This window comes from Fibrobacter sp. (assembly GCF_045131395.1).
Taxonomy (GTDB): domain Bacteria; phylum Fibrobacterota; class Fibrobacteria; order Fibrobacterales; family Fibrobacteraceae; genus Fibrobacter.
Genome location: NZ_JBGUQY010000002.1, coordinates 506,836 through 529,586, shown reverse-complemented (window position 1 = coordinate 529,586; position 22,751 = coordinate 506,836). Strand labels below are relative to the sequence as shown.

The window sequence follows — 22,751 nt, the reverse complement described above, 5'->3', positions numbered from 1 at the left end:
CCATCCTCATTTTTGTTTCCCACAGTTCTTCTGGCTCGGGGCTCATTCTACTTCCGGCTCCTTCACATCTGCATTCGCAAACATTGGTTCATACCGGGTTCGTCCTCCCTTACAGCGGCGCGACCGCTCCCGATTTCCACGGGATTCTCTCCTTGCAGGCCTCCCAGTAGGGCTCCCGCATGGGCTTTTCAGGGCACAGGAAACTTTTCAAGAATAATATAGAAATATTTTTACAATTTTCTATATTTGTACCCATGACCGCAGAAGAACTTTATAAACGTCTCAGCACCATTCAACCCGGTGCTGTCCTCTGCACTTATTCCATGGAAAAGTGCGAACAGATGCTCCCCCTCATCAACGAAATCAACGAGCTGAAAAAGGAACGGGACGCCGTAATCCTCGCCCACAGCTATGTTGCCCCCGAAATCATTCTGGGCGTTGCCGACTACGACGGCGACAGCTTCAAGTTGAGCCAGGACGCCACCAAGGTCAGTGCAAAGACGATTGTTTTCTCTGCAGTGCGTTTCATGGGCGAAACCGCCAAAATTTTGAACCCCACCAAGGACGTGCTGATTCCGGGTCCGCTTACCGGTTGTAGCCTCGCCGACTCCATCACCGGCGCCGAAGTCAAGGTTCTCCGCGAAAAGTACCCCGACCACACCTTCGTGTGCTACATCAACACCACCGCCGACGTAAAGGCCAACTGCGACGTTTGCGTCACGAGCAGTAACGTGATGAAGATTGTGTCGAGCCTCGAAAACGACAAGATCGTATTCGTCCCCGACGGACTCATGGGCCAGAACCTCATCGACGAAATGCAGAAGCGCGGCATCAAGAAAGACATCGTGCTCCACAGCGGTTGCTGCTACGTGCACGAAACCTACGATTCCGAACTGATCAACTTCTTCCGCAGCCAGAACCCGGGCCTCAAGGTGGTAAGCCACCCCGAATGCCACCCGGGCGTAGCCCTTTTGAGCGACTACGTGGGCAGCACCGGCCAGATGGTGAACTACATCAAGGAACAGCCCGAAGGCACTCCGTTCCTCCTGCTCACCGAATGCGGCCTGAATGCACGCATGCAGTACGAATTCCCGCAGAAGACCTTTATCGGCAGCTGCAGCATGTGCAAGTACATGAAGTCCAATTCGCTGGAAAACATTTTGGAAACCCTGCGTCACCCCGAAAAGGCCCAGCACGTAGAACTCGAAGAAAGCGTACGCGTTGCCGCCAAGAAGTGCATCGACGCCATGTTCTACTATGCAGGAAAATAGAGTTTGGAGTTAATATAGAGGGAACAATGAAACTTAAAATCATCACTCTGGTCCTTTGCCTTTTGGCAGGATTCACATTCGCAGAAGAATACTATTGGCCGCGCACCTATTTCGCAAGCGTGGGCATGGGAGCTCAAGTTTCGAAGGGCGACCTCAACAAGCACACCGTTTCGGGCAAGGATTCTGCCGGTGTCAAGGGAACCGTCCACCCCCCCGCACTAGAATTTGTCGCCACGCCAGACTTTATGCTTGGCGTAAACCTTGGGGCATTCACCTTCGGGCTGGGTTTCCAGTATTGGACCTCCGAACAAATTCTTAGCGGATTTCCGGACGAATCTTACAAGCAAGACACGAGAATTTGGCGTCTCGGTCTAGAAGTCACATACAACCTATTCTATCCCGATTTTTTTCAAATCGGACTTGGGGTTGGTTACGCATACAACAGTGTTAAATCCGACAACGCGGCCATTTTTGACGGCAAAGCATACAGCACCGAATTCATGGGATCCGCAGTCGCCTTTATTGCCAACATTCACTATTACATCACCGATAATATCGCGATGGTGCCCGCCATTAAGTTTTACGAAAGCTGGTTCAAGAATATTCATTGTTCCCGTATAGAGAACAGCGATCTTGACCCGTACTTATGGCAGACTTTCGTTTTGGCCACGGTTTCGATACAATACCAGTTCTAACCTAATATGAAAAAATCCTTATTCGCTACATTACTGATGGGAGCCAGTTCCATTTTCGCCACGGACGAAAATGGCTGGGCAACAACTTATGAATCCATGAGCGCCTTCGAAAGCGTTCGTGATCGTTCCGAATACGTAAAGCCGATTATCAACAATCTCGGCAACGTGCTGAACAGCAACTGGTACGTAAGCGCCTCCGTTCCGCAGAGTTTCACTTTCGAAGCGGGCCTTCCCCTGTCGATAGTCTCCATCGGTAATGACGACAAAAAATACACAAGAAGCGCTACGGATTTCTTCGGTCAAAGCTACGACATCGAATTGCCGACTATTTTCGGAGACCATCGCGACATGAGTCCCGAAAGCGAAGATCCTGAGTATTTCATCTACGGCAGCAAGACCTTAAACGGCTTGGGAGTATTCACATACCCCTACCTACAGTTTGGCGCAGGTTTTTATCACGCCCGCGCAGTACTCCGCATGATGTACCTCCCCGCTATCAGCGAACTCAAAAAGTTCAGCCTGATCGGTTTTGGTCTGCAATACAGCTTTGGCCACCTTTTCCAATACAGGTTGCCGCCTGCAGCCCAACCGCTAGACGTTAGCGTGGTATTCGGTTACAACAGCAGCAGCATCGGTTACCAGCCCGACGATTACGAAGGCCAATTGGATCTCGACGTTTCTACAACGAACTTCTCTGTGGTCATCGGTTACAAGCCTGTTAGCTTTTTCGAAGTCATGATGTCTCTGGGTTACCAGAGTGCCGAAATGAAATCCTCGGGTAAGTTGACCTGTGTGGCAAAAGAATTCGGCGTACCCACGGCAGAATACGGGGCAACCATCAATCCCGACCTTACCGTCAAGGGCAACAACGGTTTCCGCTTTGGTCTTGAAGTCGCCTTCCAGCTCGGCAAGGCATTCCATCCGGTCGTAGGCTTCGATTACGCCGGCAAGTCCAGCTTCACCACCAACGTGCTCTACTTCAGACAGCAATTTGGCGAAGACCCTTCGCCTGCAGATATTGCAAAGCAAAAGGGTTCCACGCAAGAAGCCCCGTCGAAGTCCACCAGCACACCATCTGAACCGGCTACAGAATCCGAATCTTGGTCCGGATCAGAAAACCCGGAAGAAGACTGGAACACCAATACTGATGCAGAAATGATGAACGACACTCCTGCAGAAGAACAGGCTAGTGACAGCGAAGATTTTTAAAACAAACAATTCAAAAGAAGGCATAACATGATTACATTCCTAATCGGTATCGCGATTCTTGTCGGCGGATACTTTACTTACGGAAAATTCGTTGAAAGTGTCTTCGGCCCCGATGACCGCAAGACTCCCGCCCTCGAAAATCCGGATGGCGTTGACCGCGTTCCCATGGCGCACTGGAAAAATGTTCTCATCCAGCTTTTGAACATTGCAGGCATTGGCCCTGTGATCGGCGTAATTCTCGGCATCAAGTTCGGCGCCATCGTATTCATCTTGCTGCCTATCGGCAACGTGCTTGGCGGCGCCGTGCATGACTACTTTAGCGGCATGATTAGCATGCGCAATAACGGCTACAATGTGCCGGCACTTTCCCGCAAGTTCTTGGGCAAGGGCCCGGCCAAGGTCGTGATGACGCTTATCGCGGTCGCCCTGATTTTGGTAGGCGCCGTCTTTACTAACACGCCTGCAGCCCTCATCAACACCCCGATTCTCGTCGGTAGCCACGTGTCGCCCACTTTGTTCTGGGTCGCCGTCGCCTGCATTTTCGCCTACTACTTTGCAAGCACCTTCTTCCCCATCGACAAGATTATCGGCCGCATCTACCCGATTTTCGGCGCCCTCTTGATTGTTGCCTCTCTCGCCATCTTCATTGGAATCGTCCCGAACTTGAACGTTCTCGATGAATTCTGCTTCAGCGACATCATGAGCAACTTCCACAAGCATCCGGCTGGTCAGCCGATTATCCCGATGCTCTTTGTGACCATTGCTTGCGGCATCATCAGCGGTTTCCATAGCACCCAAAGCCCGCTGGTCGCCCGTACCGAAGTCACCGAAAGGACTGGTCGCCAGACTTTCTACGGCATGATGATTATCGAAGGTTTGATCGGTATGGTTTGGGCTGCCGGTGGCATGTTCATTTATCACCAGATGCCGGAACTCCTGACCGGCGCTTCGGGCGTCAAGGTCTTGAGCATCCTCGTTTCGACCGTGATTCCCTGGGCTCCGATTTCCATTCTCGTGGTAGTGGGCGTCATTGTTCTCGCCATCACCAGCGGCGACACGAGTCTTCGCAGCCTCCGCCTTACAATTGCAGAACTTACCGGCATGGAACAGACCTCAGTCAAGAACCGCCTGATTCTTACCGTCCCGATGTTCGCTATCTGCGCCGCCATCATTTTCTGGAGCAACCTGAACCCCGAAGGTTTCAACATCCTGTGGAATTACTTCAGCTGGAGCAACCAGCTCATGGCCGTTTGTAGCCTTTGCGTGGCCACGGTTTACCTGCGCAGCAAGAACAAGAATTTCTGGATTGCACTTATTCCGTGCATGTTCATGACTTTCATCACTAGCGATTACATTCTTTGGGTAAGCCCCGATAACTTGAAGGGCGCCCCCCTCGGATTCGGCCTCAACTACAACACCGCAATCCTTCTCGCCATCATTTGCGCAGGCGTTCTCGGATTCTTCCTGATTAAGCGCGGCAAGGCCCTTTCTAAACTTCAGGGCTACAACGCCGACCATTGGGACGAAAACAGAACTCAAGGCAAGAACAACCTTGAACCTCATCCATTGAGCACAACTCGACCCTAGTTCGTGATTCTCGAAGGAACCGTCAAGTCCATTACCTTTCATAGTCCGCAGAACGGCTTCACCGTGCTGCGGCTTATTGATAGTAGCACCAAGAAAGTGGTGGTGGTTACGGGTACCCTTCCCGAACTTTCTGTAGGCGAATGCCTGCGTTTTGAAGGCGATTGGGGACGACACCCCAAATTCGGCGAACAGTTCCAGGCCAAGCATTTCGAAATCGTCGAAACCGAAAACAGGAACTTCGCCGCCTACTTAGGCAGCGGGCTTTTCCCGGGAATCGGCCCCAAGACCGCGCAGGCGATTGTCGATGCTTTCGGCGATGAACTGCAAGACATTCTCGACTACGAGCCGGACCGTTTCCGCGCTAAGAAAATTAAAGGACTCTCGGCGAAGAAGGTCGAAGAATTCCTCGCCCATTGGCAAGAAAACCGCCACAGCCGCGAAACCTTGCTGTTCCTGTACAATCACGACATCACGGGCTGCACCGCGAAAAAATTGTGGATGAAATTCGGGCAGGACACCGTCAGCAAAATCCGCGAAAATCCTTACATACTTTGCGAAGAAGTCTGGGGAATCGGATTCTTGAAGGCCGACGAAATCGCGATGAAAGTGGGCATTCCCAAAGACAGCCCCATGCGCCTGCAAGAAGCGATTCTCTACTCGCTGCAAGAGGCTTCGCTTTCGGACGGTCACTGCTATTTGCCGAGCAACGATTTAATCGGCCGCACCCTCAAGAATTTGCGCATCGACGTCACCGACGACGATGCCATCCAGAATCTTTTCGAGCAGTTCAAGCGCATTTGCGAATCGGGCCGCATCAAGCGCCACGGTGACGATTGCTTTTTCCCGCCGCTAGATAACGCGGAACAGAAAATCGCCGAAATCATCAAGGCGCGCCTCGGCGAAAACGAATTGCCCACCTACGGTTTCGAGCGCGAGCTTGTGGACTGGGAACGCGAGCACAAGTTCAGTTTCGACCCGGTGCAACGCGAAGCCATCCGCCTAGCCACCGCACACAAGATTTGCATTATCACCGGCGGCCCTGGCACCGGCAAGACAACGATTCTCAAGGGCATCCTTCACCTCGCCCGCAAAATGGGTGAAAACATTCTGCTCGCCGCCCCTACGGGCCGCGCAGCCAAGCGCATGGGCGACTGTTGCGGCGACAAGGCCTACACCATCCACCGCCTGCTAGAAGTGGACCCCGTCACGCGCAAATTCAACAAGAATGAGTTTAACAAGCTGGACTGCAATTTGCTCATCGTTGACGAATTCAGTATGGTGGACACTTGGCTCGCGGCCTCGCTTCTCGAAGCCGTTCCCGAAACGGCCCGCATCGTCTTTGTAGGCGATGCCGACCAGCTCCCCAGCGTAGGCCCCGGCAACGTGCTCAACGACTTGCTCCAATGCCCCCGCCTCCCGAGCGTTCGTCTGCAGCACATCTTTAGGCAAAGCGGCGGCAACGACATCGCCGACAAGGCCGCCCGCATCAACCAGGGCATCACGCCCTCGCCCATCGAAGGCCCGAACTTCCACTTCGTTCCTTTCGAAACGCCCGAAGAAGCTAAACTGCATTTGCAGCGACTCATCGCCACCGGCGTCAAGAGCAAAATCGATATCGACCTTAAAACCGACTTGCAGATTCTTGTTCCCATGCGCAAGGGTCCCCTCGGCATTATCGAGCTGAACCCCTTCTTGCAAGACCTGCTGAACCCGGGCGTTCCACGCCACAAGATGATGGGCATCGGCTGGAGCGTGGGCGACCGCGTCATGCAAATCAAGAACAACTACGACAAGAACGTGTTCAACGGCGACATCGGAATCGTCTACAGCATCTATAAAGAAAAGCGGAAAATCGCCGTCTTCTTCGACGAAAAACTCGTCACCTACCAAGACGAAGAACTGGACGAACTGCAACTCGCCTACGCCTGTACCATCCACAAGAGCCAGGGCAGCGAATACCCCGCCGTCATCGTGGTGCTAGACTCCAGTCACTACGTCATGCTGCAACGCAACCTCATCTACACCGCCATCACCCGCGCCAAAGGCCACGTGTGGATACTATCGGCCCCCGGCGCCTTCCACCAGGCCGTCCGCAACAACCGCAGCACTCGCCGCTACACGCGACTTAAAGAACGCCTCGGCTAGTTCAACAAAAAAATGCCCGCAGATTTCTCCGCGGGACATACGTTTTTGCCAACGCCTTAAAGCAACAGATTAGCCCAACACGCCGTTTCAACATTCGTAGAAAGTGAAACGAAGCCATCTTTGCCAACATTGCTGAAGGGTAACTCAATCGTAACTAAATATGCGCCTGAGGCATCAACGCCATTAATACTCATTTCCAAAGGTTCATTAGCCGAGCATGAGAAATACACCGATCCACTCGAAGAAGCATAATCTTTCATAAAGCTCAAATACACCTCATGGTCTCCTGCAGGGAAAACCAAGTCTTCACCGTCCTCCATGACATAATCCGGATCAGAGGCATCCGTAGCAACCACTGTTGGGCAAGTCACCGTCTGAACCGTGTTATCGGAATTTCCCACCTTTAACGTTGGAGCAAATGCATCGCCCTTGGCCGAGAAGGAATGCGTAAAGCTCGTGACATCGACTCCAAAATCAAAATCCTCCCAGACATAATGTTCAATTGAAGACACAGAAGTGCACGAAGCAGTCCACACGGCCACTCCATTATCTCTCGTCACATCACCACCCGTCGCCGTACACGAACAAGAAATAGGATCGCCATTCACCTGCAACGGAGAACACGGAATCATTTCCACAGCGCCATCGATATTTACAACCAAGGACGCTTGCGCAGTGCCCGATTTCGTATAGGTTACATCGGTCGATTTACTCGGCGTTCCATCATACGAAGGTGTAGCTCCATCCTCAAAATACCATTCATAGCTTGCCTTCGCAAAATCGATTGGTTTATATCCCGCATTGAGATTGGCGGTAAATTTCCACCGGACTGATTCCCCCTTGTTAATAGGATTGGTCTCCGGCTGACAAGTACCCAACCCCGTCACAAGCTGAATCGATGACGAAGATTCAGACCCCCACGGATCATCTTCAATGATAATCGCCACCGAGGAACTTGAATAATCGACAATTTCTATAGGACCGCCCCTGTCCAAGTCAGGAGTATCAGCGTTTTCCAAATGCCACTTGCCAGAAGACGAATTAATCGAAGAAGAGGAGCTTTCCTCTGCCGTATCCAAATCAACCCTATTCCGCACCCACCGGTCACCATTGCATTCAAACGAAGTATTTTCCTCTTGCACCGCAACAGACTTTCCCTTTAATTTTGGCGTACAATCCGGCACGTCGTCCAGCGATGCATACCAGTCTTCCGACTCATCCTTTGTTGTCGACTTGATAATGGAATTATCCTCGGTACACGCCGTCAAAAGGCAAAAGCATCCAGCCACAAAACCTAGCGCAATCTTCTTCATAATGAACTCCAAGTCTAATCTATATTTTTCCCGCCAAAAATCAAGCGACACTGGTCACAAAAAAACGCCCGCAGATTTCTCTGCGGGACTTTTACTTTTAAAACGCGCGTCGATTACACATCGACCACTTCAGTCCAGCCGAACGGGTCTTCAGCTTCACCGAACTGGATAGCGGTGTACTTCGTGAAGAGTTCCGTGCAAACCGGGCCCGGATTCTTGCCGTCGCCGTAAGTGAAGGTCTTGTCAGCGACCGGGTCCACGATCTTCTTGATCGGGGTGATCACGGCAGCGGTACCGCATTCGGCGGTTTCAGAGAATTCAGCGAGTTCTTCGAACGGAACCTGGCGGCGTTCCACCGTGTAGCCCAGGTATTCGGCCAACTGCATCAAGCTCTTATTGGTGATAGACGGCAAAATGGATTCGGACTTCGGGGTCACGTAGCTCTTGCCCTTGATGCCGAAGAAGTTTGCCGGACCGCATTCGTCGATGTACTTCTTTTCCTTGGCATCCAGGTAGATGGTGCTGGAGTAGCCGAGCTTCTTGGCTTCGGCCAGAGACATCAAGCTAGCGGCGTAGTTACCGCCAACCTTCACCGTACCCGTACCCTGCGGGGCGGCGCGGTCGTAGTTGCGGCTCACCATCATGTCCACCGGCTTGAATCCGTCCTTGAAGTAAGGACCGACCGGGCAGACGAAAATCATGAACAGGTATTCATCGGCGGGCTTCACGCCGACTTCCGGACCCGTACCGATGAGGAGCGGGCGGATGTAGAGCGTTGCGCCGTGACCATACGGCGGAATAAAGCGGGCGTTCAGCTTCACGACCAGCTTCACCATTTCGTGGAAGAGTTCCAGAGGAGGAGCAGCCATCAGCACGCGGTTAGCGGTGCTCTGCATACGCTTCGCGTTTTCTTCCCAGCGGAAAATACGAACCTTGCCGTCCTTACCCGTGTAAGCCTTGAGGCCGTCGAAACCTTCCTGGCCGTAGTGCAAGCAAGTTGCGGCCATGTGGATGCTGATATCCGTCGAAGAAGAAACTTCAATCTGACCCCACTTGCCATTGCGGTAGTAGCAGCGGACATTGTAATCGGTATCGGTGTAACCGAAGGGGAGAGTCTTCCAATCGACATTGTTCAAATCAACTTGCATAATATTCACCTTTTTTGCAGTTAGTGCATTTTTAAAGGTATCGTTCGGTACCGCGTAGAAAAATACAATTATAAACGCGTTTTTGGCTCAATTTATTTGTAAAAAAGGGGGAAGAATCCCCCTCGTTCGCACTTCGTTGCTCTCTACCCCCACTGCGGGCGCTCGCCGCCCCGCAACGCCCAGGCTAATCCTTCACGCAACGGACGGAAAGCCCGTGAGCCCGATTTCCAATGTGTTGGACCACCGCATTGGTTTTGTAATACAAGTAAACAACATTCGCATCGCTGACAGTGTACTCAGTAGAACTCCAGAAGTATGCGTAGTCGCCTTCTTCGTAGAAATATCCACTGCTTGCCCTGTACCCAGCAGGCAACGCTGCAAAGGAATAAGCATCTGTACCGTTGCCACTACCGGGATAACTTCTATCGTTCCAACCGCTAGTAGCCTTGAGTTCGTTTCCTCCATAATTCGCCCCGTTGACCGCAGACAGAAGCACAAACCATTCACTTAGCGTAGGCAGATGCCAGCCCACGGGGCAAATACCCTGAACATAGTCGTCACCCAGGTTGCAGGTTTTGTCGAAGCCACAGCTCTTATCTTCTGAAGTCCATATTCCTGCACTATCCATAGCGGCGCTTAACAGATACATGCGACCATATTTCTCGCAATAGCTCGCACTATCATTATAGCAGAAGCTGGAGGAATCTAGTTCCGCAGTGGGTTGCAAATAGGCATAGTTCAGGTTCTCCGCCATCCACGTTTGGGTACCTATAGTGACAGTCTTATAAGTCTGCCCATCGCGTTCATCAGTCATAGTTCCCGCAACTACAGTCGATGGATCTACGTATCCCTCAAGGACACTGCTACTCGACGACAACATCACAGAAGAACTACTGCTAGAGTCATCTAAAGACGACGCCAAGCTACCGCTAGAAGTGGAATCACTAGATTGCGTCGCGTCGCTTGCAATGACGTTGGAGGAACTGCTTAATTCGTTGCAGTTCTCACAAACAGACGAGGAAGAATCCTCATTGGAGCCTGTCACAGGCCCGCTACTAGCATCGTCACCGCAAGCAACCAATACCGCAGCAACAAGTCCAAACGCAAACAACTTCTTAAAAGTCACAAGAACCTCACTAACTTAACACATACAAATATACATTTCGCGCCCAGTCGAATTTAAAAACGGAGACAAGATTTTCTATCTTACTCACCGATGAATTCCCTTTTGCAAAAAGCTGTCGATGGTATTCGGCTTACACCGGCCGAGGCTCTCACCATTTTGAAGAACGCCCCGTGGACCGAGGTGGTACAGGCTGGTGATTTAATCCGCAAGCGCATGCACCCCGAAGGCAAAGTGGGCTATACGGCCTTTCGCATTGTGAATTACACGAATGTTTGCGAAATCACTTGCAGTTTTTGCAGCTTTTGCCGCCCGGCGCATAGTCCAGAAGCCTACGTGCTTAGTTTGGACGAAATCCGCCAGAAAACCCTTGAAGCAAAAGCCAAGGGCGCCGACCAGATTTTTCTGCAGGGCGGCGTGAACAAAGACATTCCGCTCAGCTATTACACCGACGTCCTGAAAATGCTCACGCAAGAACTCGGCGTAAAAGTCCGCGGATTTTCGCCGGTGGAACTCGTGCGCATCGCCGAATTCAACAACATGAATCTCGACGAGCTCATTGACGTTTTCAAGGACGCCGGACTTAGCTCCGTTCCCGGTGCCGGCGCCGAAATCTTGAGCGACCGCATGCGCCAAATCTTGAGCCCCAAGAAGCTCCCGGCGCAAAAATGGTGCGACACGCTCGCTGCCTGCCACAAGAAGGGCCTGCCCGGTAGCGCAAACATCGTCTTCGGCAGCGTCGAAACACCCGAAGAAATCATCGAGCATCTGGATTATGTGCGCAAGACCCAGGATATCGCCCAAGGGTTCAAGAGCTTTGTGGTGTGGACATTCCAGCCCCAAACCGACAAGTTCCCCATCCGCCACGTGCGCGGCGACGAATACCTGAAACTTTTGGCCTTAAGCCGAATTTTCCTCGATAACATCCCCCACATCGAGGTTTCGCTGCTTGGCATGGGACTTTCTTTAGGCGAACTTGGGCTGCACAGCGGCGCCGACGACATCAACAGTATTGTCATTGAAGAAAACGTACTGAAGAATCACGGCCTCACTACCATCGAAGCTGCCGAAAATTTCATCAAAAACGCCGGTTTTACCCCCTACCGCCGCTCCCTAAACTTTGATTAAGGCGAGTGCCGCAAGAAAATGCTTGCATTTTCTTATGGCCGAGCCGCTCAAAGCGCGAGCCCTTTTTCTCAAAAAAAATACCGGCCAGCTTATTCAGCATAACCGGAATCATCAGAGAGAGAATTAAAAAGCGAGGGGGCGGCGATTAAGCGCGCTTGCCATACTTCTTGAAGCTCTTGATCAGCAGGGCAGCGAGAATGCAGTACATATAGTCCTTTTTATCCTTGGTTTTTGACGTTTTATCGCCATTTTTTAACAGCGCGCCAAATTTAACAAAAATTTACTAACGCGTCAAGGGGAAATAATATATATTCTGCGACTTTTTTTCGTCACAGACCGTTCGGCCCTATTTCTCGCTAATAACTGCAACTTCTCCTCACTCTTGCCAACACGACTCGTCAATACGAGTCGCTTATGGCTCTCAAAAACAAGCTCTCTCCTGTCCGAACAGCCCACAACCAACGCCTATTATTTGGTTTTATGGCGAAAATTTGGTATTTTTGGGGCATGAAACGAATTATTCTATTCTGCCTAGCCGCTGCCCTGTGCGCATCTGCACGGCCGTCCCTGCAAGTGGACCGGGAACGCATCGAATCGGGCAAGACTTTTGGACTTCAACTCGTATTCCCCCTAAACGAACTCCCCGAAAACCGCAGCGACCTGCTTATCGAAACGGCAAACGGATTTTCTCTTGTAAAGCTCGACAGTTCCGATCAGGTCATTCGCCCCGATATCGAGGACATGTTCAATACCTTCTTTAGTGGTAGCCGCAACCGTGGCGGTTATAAGGCCCGTATCTACACATTCAACCTGAAGGCCCCCAAGAAGACAGGTCGTTTCAGCGTCGGCCAAATTTACATGACCATCGATGACCAAAAACGCAACCTCACGGGCGACATTCCCCTTACCATTCAGCGAGCCTATACCGATGACGCTTTAGGCGTAAGCCTTACCCCCAGCAAGAAATCCGTCTACGAAGGCGAACAGTTCAGCGTCACCCTGGGCTTCCACACCTATGAGCACTTTGAAGGCGGCCTGCAGGCCACTGACATGAACACCGGCGACGACTTTATTGTACACCGCAGCGATCTTGCCAACATGAAGTTTGAGCCCGTCGAGGGTACCCGTCGCGAAATGCAGGCCAGCGCCAAGTTCGCCTGGCTCAGCGCCACCAAGAGCGGCAACCTGCAAATTCCGCCCTTCAAGTTCAAGTATACCAAGCGTGGCGAACCCAAAGTGGTCGAAGAAAACAAGCAGATGGGCGGCATGACCTTCTCCAGCAGGAGTGTCAAGCAGGAATCTGTTGAAACCGAGACCCAGACCCCCATTATTAATATTACTGTAAAGCCCCTGCCTACCGAAGGCAAGCCCGCAAACTTCAGCGGCATGGTGGGTAGTTACTCCTTCAGTGCCGACTTTGATCGCACCGAGCTCAAGGTGGGTGAAGCCATGACCCTTACCATCAACATCAAGGGTGACGGCCTGCCGGGCTCCATTACCGACCCCAAACTCCCCGACTTCGGCGAATTCCGCTCGGTGCCCCCCGAAAACGAAATCAACAAGAAGATCGTGGGCAACAAGGTGATTACCACCAAGAACATCCGCGTGTTCCTGTACCCCAAAAAGAAGGGCGAATTCACCATTCCTGAAATCACCTATTCCTGGTTCAACCCCAGCAAAAAGGCTTACGAAACCGCCAAGGCCGGCCCTTGGAACGTAACCGTAGAAAAGGGTGAAGCTTCCGCCGAAGCCATCTTCCAGGCACCGGTTGCCCAAGGCCCCGCCGCCGTACAGAAACAAGAAATTGAATCTCTCGGCAGCGACATCCGTTTCATCCACAAGGTCAACGACAAGGCAAACAATACCGCCCCCTACAAGAGCATTCTTTACTGGGCCGTTTTTGCCGCCGCCATTCCCTTCTACCTGATTGTCACTTTTGCCGTGCGCAGCCGCCGCAAGCACAACAGCGACGCAGCCCTGGTGCGTAAGGGCAAGGCCAACAAGATGCTGAAGGCCCGCTTTGCAAATGCTCGCGAAGCCCTGAAGAAGGGCGACGCCAAGGCACTCTATGCCGCCCTAGAAAACGGCCTTATCGATTACCTGAGCGACAAGACCAACCTGGAATTCAAGGGCATGACCCGCCCGCAAATGAAGGAAGAACTTGCAAAACTCGGCATCAAGGACGAAACCATTACGGCTATCGACAACTGGCTCGAAAAATGCGCCTTCGCCCGGTTCGCCCCAGTGAACCCCTCCCAGGACGAGCAGCAGAAAATGCTTAACGACGTGGAAAAACTTTGCGAGGAGCTGAGATAAATATGAAAAAGCTTTTGTTTATTCTATTTGCTATCGCAGCGTCGTTCGTATCGGTGAACGCAGCTGAACATTGTACAGGAATCGAGAACGGCGTCAAGGCCTACAACGAAGGCGACTTCGAGCGGGCCATTGACGAATGGCGCACCTGTGTCGACAACGGCACCGAAAACGCAGACCTTTACTACAACCTGGCCAACGCCTACTTCAGAAATGGGAAACTGGGCTTTGCCATTTATTATTATAAGTCCGCTCTCCGTCTGGATCCCAGCAACGACGACATCTTGCACAACCTCAAGTACGCCCAGGCCATGACCCGCGACAAGGTGGAAGAAGATGGCGAAGAAAACCCGCTGCTGGCAGGCCTTTTCAAGGCCCACCACGCCCTCTCCCTGAAGGCCCAGATGTTTACACTGCTAGGACTGTTCTGGCTCATGGCATTTATCGCCATCGCAAGGCGCATCAGCCGTAACAGCAAAGCAAAGAATGTATTGATTGGAACACTGTTTGTACTTTCGGGCGTATTCTGCATTATCGCCATGAGTGCCGGCTACAAGATTTTCGTGGCCGAGACCGAAATCGTGGGCGTCGTCACCGCCAAGGATGCCGACGTGACCAGCGCTCCCAGCGAAAAGGCCCAAACCCTCAATACCCTTTCTGAAGGCACCACCTTCGAGGTTCTTTCGGAGCAGGGCAGCTTTGCTGAAATCCGTTTGGGCGAAAAAGTCCGCGGTTTTGTAAAGCTCACCGACGTAGGCATTGTCAAGTAAACTATCTTTTGAAATATGGAACGCGAAACCTTTAAATCTAGACTCGGATTTATCCTCATCGCCGCCGGTTGCGCCATTGGTCTTGGCAACGTGTGGCGATTCCCTTACATTGCAGGCCAGTACGGCGGAGCAGCATTCGTCCTCCCCTACCTGGGATTCCTGCTATTCCTCGGCCTGCCCATTTTGATGGCAGAACTTGCCCTGGGTCGTGGCGGCAAGAGCGGTATCGCTCGCGCCTTCGACAACCTGGAACAGCCGGGTACCAAGTGGCATTGGGCCAAGTTCCCGCTGATTTCGGCCAACTACATTTTGATGGCCTTCTACTCGGTGGTTACCGGCTGGATGTTCTATTACTTCTATAAGATGGTTACCGACCCCAAGTTCCTCTTGGGAACTCCGGACGAGATTGCAGCCGGCTTCGGCGAAATGCTTGGAAACCCGGGCCTCATGATTTTCTGGATGACGGTCGCCATTGTCATAGGACTCTTTATCGTGTCGCTCGGACTCCAGAAGGGTGTGGAACGCATCACTAAGACAATGATGATTTGCCTGCTTTTTATCATGGTGCTTCTCGCAGTTCGCGCCATAACGCTTCCCGGTTCTACGGCAGGTCTCGAATTCTACCTGTTGCCGTCTCTGGAACGCCTTACGCAATCGGGCAAGGGCCTGGGCGAAGCCATCTTTGCCGCCTTTGCGCACGCCTTCTTTACCTTGAGCCTCGGTATCGGTAGCATGGCCATTTTCGGTAGCTACATCGGAAAGAACCATTCCTTGGCTAAAGAAGCAACGAGCGTCTGCGCGCTTGACACAATCGTCGCCCTGGTCGCAGGCATTATCGTTATTCCGAGCTGCTTTGCCTTCAACCAGTCCCCCGGACAGGGCCCCGGCCTTATCTTCGTGACACTCTCCAACGTATTCGCCATGATGCCTGCAGGCAGGTTCTTCGGCGCCGCCTTCTTCCTGTTCATGTCATTCGCGGCCATGTCCACCTTGATTGCCGTTTTCGAAAACCTGGTCTCTTTCTGGATGGACCTCAAGGGTTTCAAGCGCCGCAAGGTTGCCTATTGGAACATCCTGATCGTATTCCTGCTTTCGCTCCCCTGCGCCCTCGGTTTCAACTTGCTTTCTGGCTTTGAACCGTTCGGCCCTGGCAGCTGCGTCCTGGACCTCGAAGACTTTATTGTAAGCAATACGATGCTCCCGGCAGGCGGCATGTTCATCGCCATCTTCTGCTCTAGCCGCTATGGTTGGGGCCAGGAAAAGTTCTTCAAGGAAATGAACGCCGGTAAGGGTTACAAGATCCCGTACAACACCGCATTCAGAATCTACTTCAAGTGGATCTTGCCGTTGCTTGTCTCGATTCTCCTGATCCAGGGCTATCTGTCCAAGTTCGCTCCGGAACTCTGCGCCAAGATTTTCGGATAAATCATTCCCCTAGCAAATGCATAATTACGGGGCGGTTCTTACCCGCCTCGGTTTTATGTATAGTGAGCTTGCCGGTGGTATCGTAGCTGAACTGCTCGCCCACCCGTTCGCCGTTCACGTAGGTAAGGCTATCGCGGAGTACGCCGCTTGCGTACCAGTTGCGCATGATCCCGTTACGCTTGCCGTCTTTCCAGAAAGTTTCACTAGCCAGCTTGCCGCCCATGGTATCAGGGAAAAAGCTCCTGCTTTCGGCAATCTTTCCATCTTTCCAGTATTCTTCGTACAAAAGGGAACGACCGGGCTTAAAGTAACGAATGGTTGCCGGATACCGGCCAATACTATGTTCAAAGTTCACGCTCTGTGCCAAATTTGAGCTATCCAGCACGCCACCTATGGTTCCCACATACGAAGTCTCTGCACAGAACTTGGACATGTTCCCTTCGCAAGCGCCATAGACCACGCCAGATACCTTCAAGTCACATTCGCGGACCACAATGCCATTTTCGTCGAACCACCGCCATACGGAGTCACGCCTGCCGTCGCGATCCCAATGTTCCTGTTTCATGGGCGTTCCGTCAGCCCTGTAATAAGTCACCGTCCCGATAAGGGCGCTGTCCTTGCCGTTTGACCCCTTGCCGAGTACACCCTGTACCCGCAGGCGCCCGGTTCCGCAGTTTGCAGAATCCACCTTTTCGCCATAACTTTCGTAATACAGCGAGAACTTGCCATCCAGTTCACCGTTCCTGCAAGTAAATTCTTCCAGTAGGTGGCAATCCTTCGAAAAACGCTTCAGGTACATCACCGAATCGGTCTTGGCCGAAACAATATCCCGCTTGGAATCCCATTTGGCGTGACAATTGCCCTCTTGTTCCAGGGCACCGTTATCGAACCACTTTTTCCAGATGCCGATGGCCAGGCCCTTGTCATCGTAGTGTTCCTCGAAAGCCTTTTCTCGATTATAATGCCAGCCTTCCCAATCGCCTACGGGGTGGTCATCTTCATAATAGCGGTAGGCCTCCACCTTCTTGTCGCTAAAGAGCGAGGTCCACTTGCCATCTTTAAGGCCTTTCTTGTAATGTCCCAATAGCGCCACGTCGCCAAATCCCGTCCATCGCTTGAAGTCCCCATGGGGGACCCCATCCTTGTAGGGGATTTCCAGTTCCTTGATTCCATCGGTATACCATTCGTTTCTCTTCAAGATTTCGCCATCGGGATAAACCCAAATGGAGGTCTTTTTGGCCCCGTTTGCATGTTCGGCAAGAACCTGTTCTTGGGCACGTTCCACCGTACAGCCCGAAAAGAGCATCAAAAATGGCGTAACTAAGCCCAAAATGGGTGAAAAACGAATCATCGGCATACCAGGTAAAGTAGAAAAAAGGTAATTTCTAGTTGTGCTCGAGTTAAAGAACAAATCGATTGCCGATACCTTTAACGCAAGAATCCGCTCCCCCTGGGCGTGGGTGGTACTTGCCGTTGCCATCGGCCTTACTATTCTATTCTACTTCTCGCAGAAACCGCAGATCATCATGTACTCCCGCTACATCAAGACTCTGTCGGACTACCAGCTACAGGAATCCTACGCCCTGCGCGGAATGGAGCGGGTCCGAATCGGTTTCGGCATAGACACGGTCTTTGTACAGGCCCAGACCATGACCCTTAGGGAAATCGCTGTATCCTTCGCCCGCGAAATGGACGACATCCAGCGAATCGGCATCAAGGCGCCCTCCCGTTCAACCGTCGAACGCTTCGAACGCGAAGTCCTGGCCAAGGTTTCAAGCATGCGCCGCTACGCGGCAAGCCGCCACCAGTGGCTTGAAAAGCTGCAAGCAGTAAAGATACAAGCGGCCACCCTCCCCGCCAACATTCAAATTCCCCTGCAAGGGGTCCTGGATTCAGCCCGAGCCGGCTACATGATCGGCTTAGCAGGCCTCGGCGACAGCCTCGTCAACGCCATTCCCGATTCCACCAAAGAAGCCCTTTTTAGCCTCCTGCAAGAAAACGAGGAACAGACCCTCGCCTGGAACCGGTTCAACAACGAACTGGCAGTCATGTACAGTGAAGACTTGATCCAATTTTTCCAGAGTCAGAACATCGAAGAAATGTCTCTCAAGTCTAAAATTCCCATGGCGTTCTACTTCTTGACCCTGGTGTTAATGCTTTCGACCTTCTTCTTTATTTTCAGATCCAAGCTATAAGGAACTCATGCGATTTTATACTTCTAGAAAACCGGCCCTTCTGAATTTTTCCTTGCTGCTGATGTTTTTGGCTGGGTGGCTCATGTCGTACCTGATGCCCGCCCTCAAGGGCCTGATGCAAGAAGAACACCTGTTCTACGGAACGGTTTCGCATGCAGCCATTCCTAGCATCTTTGGCGGAAGCAACATTCCTTTTTTCGACAAGACCATTTTCCAGATTAACGGCGACGACCAGGCAAACTTTATCCTGTACGCCTCGGCAGATATTTTGGACAACATGGCGGAATGGTACAGTTTTGCAAGCCGCAATGCAGGCGACATTCCTCTTGAAATTTCGGCAAGCCGCATCGACGACAAGACCTTCATTGTTCACAGCCTGGCCTCCACCGACGGCGAGATGGACTTCGACACCCTGGTGATAGACTACCAAGTCTACAACGCCTTCATCGGCTGCACCATCGTTCTCGCCTTGGCCCTCGCATCGATCACACTATTTATCCTGTGGGTCGTAAAAAAGAGACGGAACTAGAATAACGTCATTGCGAGGAACGAACGTGACAAAGCAATCCATCCTCATTTTATTGTTGGTTGCGTTTTGTTTGGCCAATCCGCCTTCCGACACCCTTACCATACACCGTAAGATATCTCCAATCAAAGGTTCTATCATGCTCCCGGCAACTAGCCTTTCGAGCGACATGCCCGTAGGAGTCTGGAAAGGTCTCAACAAAAAGCCTTCGGTCGGAATTATAGTCTGGTTTCACGGCGGCATGACCAGTAACAACTGCCAGAAGGGACTTGTCGCCGGCGGGGCACTTTCTAAAATATTGCCGGACTATACCATTGTTAGCGCCTCGGCCTGCAAGCAAAACCACTGGGTCGAGCCCACCACCATTGAAGCGTTAGACAACGCCCTCGACAGTCTCGCCAGGCGTCAAAAGAAAGAAGTTACCGAAATTTCGCTCGTGGGCATTTCAGACGGAGCCCTAGGAGTAATCGCCTATTCCCTCTGGGGCAAGCGAAAAATCAGGAACCGCATTCTCATTAGCTCTTATGGAGAATCCCTCGGACCGGCAGCACAGGTCGCAGGACAAACTGTTCTAAAAAAAGGCCGCTGGAGATTTATCCAGGGCGGAGCCGACCGGCTCTACCCCGCCGAAAAGAGCGTTCCATGGATTCAGGAATTCTGTAAAAACGTTAGCACGGAGTGCGACCTCAAGTTCGACCCCCAGGGCGAGCACGATTGGAGCTATTGGCAAAACAACCGCAAAGACTGGATTTTAGAGATTTTTTCTAAATAACCCTTGACAAATAGGGCAAAAATTTCAAAATTTGGCTTACCCACGCGGATGTGGTGGAACTGGTAGACACGCTAGATTCAGGTTCTAGTGCCTGCAAGGGCATGAAGGTTCAAGTCCTTTCATCCGCACTGAAAAACCGTCGAAGTCATTCGACGGTTTTTTCTATCCTAACCTTTTACTATTTTACCCAACCATGGATAATTTTGAAGATTTTTTCACCGAGGCGTTCGAGACCGCAACCCTCAAGGGAAACCTGGTCACGCTGAAGGGCATTCGTGAAAATGCTCCGGGGGCGGCTTCGGCAGAGAACATCTTCGCAACCATCGAGAACTCCCGTGACTTCTTGGCCGAACACCTCCCATGGATTCCCGAAACGGACATTTTCGACCTAAAGAAAAGAATCCGTTCGTGGGTGTTGAACGAACGATTCGGGCAAGGCGGTTGCTGGCTCATTTTCAGGAACTCGCCCACCGATCCCGAGGGAGATTTCGCCGGTTCCATCATGATGGACGTGAACCTGCGAAACCGTTCCGCCACATTAAGCTATTGGCTCGCCAAACAGTTCACCGGCCAAGGACTGATGACCGAATCGGTAAAGCTCATCACCAAGTTCGCCTTTGAACGCCTCAAGCTAAACCGCCTGGAACTTTTGGTTTCTGTACACAATGGCAAAAGTGCCGCCGTCGCCACCCGCTGCGGCTTCATGGAAGAGGGCATAAACCGCGATTATGAGCTAATAAACGGCAAATTTGTGGATCATAGGCGTTTTTCGCTACTTGCCCGCGATGTTTACTAATGGTTACTAGGGTAAACGAGAAACTTAAAATATATTTGTTTTTCAGGGGTGAATTCTTCTATTTTTTTGAATATGGAAAATGGAGAAAAGCAGAAACTCGTAGAACCGGATATCCTGCAGTACACGAACTACAGGGTATTCCTGCGTGATTATTACGAGTATAAAAAGAAAACCTCGACCGCTTTCAGTTTGCGGTTCTTTGCCGAGAAGGCAGGGCTTTCTAGCCACGCCCACTTAAAACTTGCAATTGACGGCAAACGCAACATTACCAAAAACACGGTCACCAAGCTTATTCATGGTCTGGGTCTCGAAAACCAACGTGCCGCCTATTTCGAAAGCCTCGTGTTCTTCAACCAGGCCCAAACCGACGCCGACAAGCAAATCTACTACGCCCAGCTCATCAAAGCCAGCCCCCGTTCCAAGCTGCACAAGATGGACAAGGCTCAATTCCGAATTTTCCAGGAATGGCATCACTCCGTAATTCTCGAGATGGTAGGACTCAAGGATTTCAGGCCCATTCCCGACGTGATTTCCAAAAAACTCCGCGGGCTCGTCACTCCCGCCCAGGTCACCGAATCGTTCCAGCTGCTCCTGGAACTTGGACTCCTGGTCAAGACCGCTAACGGATACCGTCAGCGCGACCCCCTGATTACGACCGACGACGAAGTACAGGACATGATGGTCAAGATGTACCATTTCCAGATGCTCAAGCTGTCGGCCACCATGCTCGCGGACCTTCCGGGGGCAGAAAGGGACATTTCGGCGCTCACTTTCGGAATTAGGCGCTCAGATTTCCCTAATTTGAAAAAACATTTACAACTAATGCGAAAAGAACTACTAGATTTCTCTGCTAAAGCCGGAGAAGCAGAAGATGTTGTGCAAATCAACATCCAGCTCTTCCCCTTGACCCGAGGAGTGTGATGAAATTCTTTTTGTCCATAGCATCGATTGCCGCTTACGCCGCCGTGTTTTTGTCTTTGGTAGCTTGTTCCAACGACAAGTCCATGGCTGGTATCGAAATTGGCAACCCGTCGCTTGCCGACATTGACACAGTCGGAAAAGACACAACGGCCAAGGATACCTCAGTGAGGGACACCTCGACTAAGGATACCACCATTAAGGACACGACTGTCAAGGACACTTCGAACAAGGATACCTCCTTCAAGAAGCAACCCGCACTTCCGCTAGTCGCAGAATTCTCTGTCGACTATTCCGAAACTACGCGCAAGGCCCTCGCCAAGGAAACCGAAAAGGACGAAGCCGTCCTGCTGGATTCCTTCTCGCTGGTCCTGACTCAATTGCGTTCGTTCTCCAGTTACTATTATACCACCGTGTTTGTCGACCCCGTTGTCGGACTGCAGCTCTGGCCTTATGAAGACAAACCCGACGAGACTCTGGAAATCTCGTTCACCCAAGGATCTTCTGTCAAGGATCATTTCAAGGATATCGACCTGCAGGAAGAAGGCTACCTCAAAGAAATGGGAGTCTCCTTCAGCCCCGATGATTCCGCCGCCATTTACGGACGAGCCAAGGTAGGCGACAAGTATGTTCCGTTCGTGTACAGTCTCTCGAACTTCCAGTCATTCATGCTCCGCTATCATTACTCGCAGATTGATACTGCGGGTGGCAAGGCTAATTTGTCTGTAATATTCCGCGTCAAGACGTTCATCAAGGACATCGACTTCTCTACTGCAGAAATCGGCAAGGACAAGACAATTCGAATTGACTCCAAGAACAACGCCGAACTGTGGAAAAAGCTGAACGAGCAGTTTGTGCCGAGTTTCCAGTCGCTCCGCTATGACTACACGTCTGCAGAAGGGGATTCCATTTCTGACTATGTCATGGACATCTGGGAAGGAATCGCCGCAAAGCCCAAAGAAAATACAATCATCAACGGGAATTTCCAGTCTCCGTTTACTACCGATTGGATTTTGATGAACCAGTTCAGCGGCAAGGCCGACACGACAGTCATCATCGAAAAGGGCTCTAAGGAACGGATCATGCAAGTGGACGTTACGGAAGGCGGTAGCCACTCCTACAGCGTCCAGCTGATTCAGGAAAACGTGGCCTTGATTGCCGGTGTAAGATACCAGTGCGTGTTCACGATTTGGTCCAGCGAAGAAGGCCAGATCACCGCCCGAATCGGTTCCTACAACACCTATGAAACCATCGGTTTCCAGGAACACGTGCAAGTCATGACCACGGGCCACTCCGTAGCAATTACCTTTATTCCCGAAGTGAGCGATCCCTTCGCCAGGTTCGAACTGAACCTGGGCGGTTCCGAACGGACCTTCTGGATTAAGGAAGTTCAAGTCCTGAGGATTGAGTAAAAAAC

19 protein-coding genes, 1 tRNA gene and 1 riboswitch are annotated in these 22,751 nt (G+C 51.7%); of the genes, 16 read left to right on the top strand and 4 right to left on the bottom strand.

Annotated elements, in window-relative coordinates; all coding sequences use genetic code 11:
* Nucleotides 1-2: 2 nt before the first annotated feature.
* Nucleotides 3-216: riboswitch (cobalamin riboswitch) on the bottom strand.
* A 38-nt stretch (nucleotides 217-254) separates the two neighbouring features.
* From nadA to ACJMNB_RS02155, 5 genes are read left to right on the top strand one after another with little or no spacing between them, the layout of a single operon-like run.
* Nucleotides 255-1,271, top strand: a complete 1,017-nt coding sequence (nadA, locus tag ACJMNB_RS02175; RefSeq protein ID WP_405338525.1) for a quinolinate synthase NadA — start codon at nucleotides 255-257, stop codon at nucleotides 1,269-1,271.
* A 26-nt stretch (nucleotides 1,272-1,297) separates the two neighbouring features.
* Nucleotides 1,298-1,966 (top strand): hypothetical protein, encoded by a 669-nt coding sequence (locus ACJMNB_RS02170; protein ID WP_405338523.1) that lies wholly within the window; start codon nucleotides 1,298-1,300, stop codon nucleotides 1,964-1,966.
* Nucleotides 1,967-1,972: 6 nt separating this feature from the next.
* Complete coding sequence (locus ACJMNB_RS02165) at nucleotides 1,973-3,175, top strand: DUF6588 family protein (protein WP_405338521.1); 1,203 nt, start codon at nucleotides 1,973-1,975, stop codon at nucleotides 3,173-3,175.
* A gap of 27 nt (nucleotides 3,176-3,202) precedes the next feature.
* The gene (locus ACJMNB_RS02160) at nucleotides 3,203-4,762 is read left to right on the top strand and encodes a carbon starvation protein A (RefSeq protein ID WP_405338519.1); all 1,560 of its coding nucleotides are present in this window, start codon (nucleotides 3,203-3,205) and stop codon (nucleotides 4,760-4,762) included.
* A 3-nt stretch (nucleotides 4,763-4,765) separates the two neighbouring features.
* Nucleotides 4,766-6,907, top strand: coding sequence for an ATP-dependent RecD-like DNA helicase (locus ACJMNB_RS02155; RefSeq protein ID WP_405338517.1), 2,142 nt, complete (start codon nucleotides 4,766-4,768; stop codon nucleotides 6,905-6,907).
* Between the two features lie 56 nt (nucleotides 6,908-6,963).
* On the opposite strand, the gene ACJMNB_RS02150 is transcribed toward ACJMNB_RS02155, so the two are convergent.
* The 3 genes from ACJMNB_RS02150 to ACJMNB_RS02140 all read right to left on the bottom strand — a co-directional run bounded on the left by ACJMNB_RS02150 (nucleotide 6,964) and on the right by ACJMNB_RS02140 (nucleotide 10,494).
* Nucleotides 6,964-8,220, bottom strand: coding sequence for a hypothetical protein (locus ACJMNB_RS02150; protein ID WP_405338515.1), 1,257 nt, complete (start codon nucleotides 8,218-8,220; stop codon nucleotides 6,964-6,966).
* Between the two features lie 113 nt (nucleotides 8,221-8,333).
* Nucleotides 8,334-9,368 carry a branched-chain amino acid aminotransferase gene (locus ACJMNB_RS02145; protein WP_405338513.1) on the bottom strand — a complete coding sequence of 345 codons (1,035 nt, stop codon included), beginning with the start codon at nucleotides 9,366-9,368 and terminating at the stop codon, nucleotides 8,334-8,336.
* A gap of 184 nt (nucleotides 9,369-9,552) precedes the next feature.
* Nucleotides 9,553-10,494, bottom strand: a complete 942-nt coding sequence (locus ACJMNB_RS02140) for a fibrobacter succinogenes major paralogous domain-containing protein (protein WP_405338511.1) — start codon at nucleotides 10,492-10,494, stop codon at nucleotides 9,553-9,555.
* 90 nt (nucleotides 10,495-10,584) lie between these two features.
* Here ACJMNB_RS02140 and ACJMNB_RS02135 point away from each other — a divergent pair, with 90 nt between their 5' ends.
* The 4 genes from ACJMNB_RS02135 to ACJMNB_RS02120 all read left to right on the top strand — a co-directional run bounded on the left by ACJMNB_RS02135 (nucleotide 10,585) and on the right by ACJMNB_RS02120 (nucleotide 16,127).
* Nucleotides 10,585-11,619, top strand: coding sequence for a CofH family radical SAM protein (locus tag ACJMNB_RS02135; protein ID WP_405338509.1), 1,035 nt, complete (start codon nucleotides 10,585-10,587; stop codon nucleotides 11,617-11,619).
* Between the two features lie 507 nt (nucleotides 11,620-12,126).
* Nucleotides 12,127-13,935, top strand: coding sequence for a BatD family protein (locus ACJMNB_RS02130; protein ID WP_405338507.1), 1,809 nt, complete (start codon nucleotides 12,127-12,129; stop codon nucleotides 13,933-13,935).
* A 2-nt stretch (nucleotides 13,936-13,937) separates the two neighbouring features.
* Entirely contained in the window at nucleotides 13,938-14,702 is a 765-nt protein-coding gene (locus ACJMNB_RS02125) for a tetratricopeptide repeat protein (protein ID WP_405338505.1), read from the top strand.
* 15 nt (nucleotides 14,703-14,717) lie between these two features.
* A complete protein-coding gene (locus ACJMNB_RS02120; protein ID WP_405338503.1) occupies nucleotides 14,718-16,127 on the top strand; it encodes a sodium-dependent transporter in 1,410 nt (469 codons plus the stop codon).
* A gap of 1 nt (nucleotide 16,128) precedes the next feature.
* Here the strand turns inward: ACJMNB_RS02120 and ACJMNB_RS02115 are convergent, their stop codons facing one another.
* Nucleotides 16,129-17,484: a toxin-antitoxin system YwqK family antitoxin gene (locus ACJMNB_RS02115; protein WP_405338501.1), complete on the bottom strand. Its 1,356-nt coding sequence runs from the start codon at nucleotides 17,482-17,484 to the stop codon at nucleotides 16,129-16,131.
* 34 nt (nucleotides 17,485-17,518) lie between these two features.
* On the opposite strand from ACJMNB_RS02115, the gene ACJMNB_RS02110 reads away from it, so the two are divergent.
* The 7 genes from ACJMNB_RS02110 (at nucleotide 17,519) to ACJMNB_RS02080 (ending at nucleotide 22,746) form a co-directional block, all read left to right on the top strand.
* Complete coding sequence (locus ACJMNB_RS02110) at nucleotides 17,519-18,322, top strand: hypothetical protein (protein ID WP_405338499.1); 804 nt, start codon at nucleotides 17,519-17,521, stop codon at nucleotides 18,320-18,322.
* Nucleotides 18,323-18,329: 7 nt separating this feature from the next.
* On the top strand, nucleotides 18,330-18,851 hold the full coding sequence (locus tag ACJMNB_RS02105) for a hypothetical protein (RefSeq protein ID WP_405338497.1): 522 nt from the start codon (nucleotides 18,330-18,332) through the stop codon (nucleotides 18,849-18,851).
* A 136-nt stretch (nucleotides 18,852-18,987) separates the two neighbouring features.
* A complete protein-coding gene (locus ACJMNB_RS02100; protein ID WP_405338495.1) occupies nucleotides 18,988-19,620 on the top strand; it encodes a hypothetical protein in 633 nt (210 codons plus the stop codon).
* Nucleotides 19,621-19,664: 44 nt separating this feature from the next.
* Nucleotides 19,665-19,748 (top strand) — tRNA-Leu (locus tag ACJMNB_RS02095).
* 65 nt (nucleotides 19,749-19,813) lie between these two features.
* Entirely contained in the window at nucleotides 19,814-20,416 is a 603-nt protein-coding gene (locus tag ACJMNB_RS02090; protein ID WP_405338493.1) for a GNAT family N-acetyltransferase, read from the top strand.
* Nucleotides 20,417-20,488: 72 nt separating this feature from the next.
* Entirely contained in the window at nucleotides 20,489-21,337 is an 849-nt protein-coding gene (locus tag ACJMNB_RS02085; RefSeq protein WP_405338491.1) for a TIGR02147 family protein, read from the top strand.
* Nucleotides 21,337-22,746: a carbohydrate-binding protein CenC gene (locus tag ACJMNB_RS02080; RefSeq protein ID WP_405338489.1), complete on the top strand. Its 1,410-nt coding sequence runs from the start codon at nucleotides 21,337-21,339 to the stop codon at nucleotides 22,744-22,746. Before ACJMNB_RS02085 ends, ACJMNB_RS02080 begins: the two co-directional genes overlap by 1 nt.
* Nucleotides 22,747-22,751: the final 5 nt, after the last annotated feature.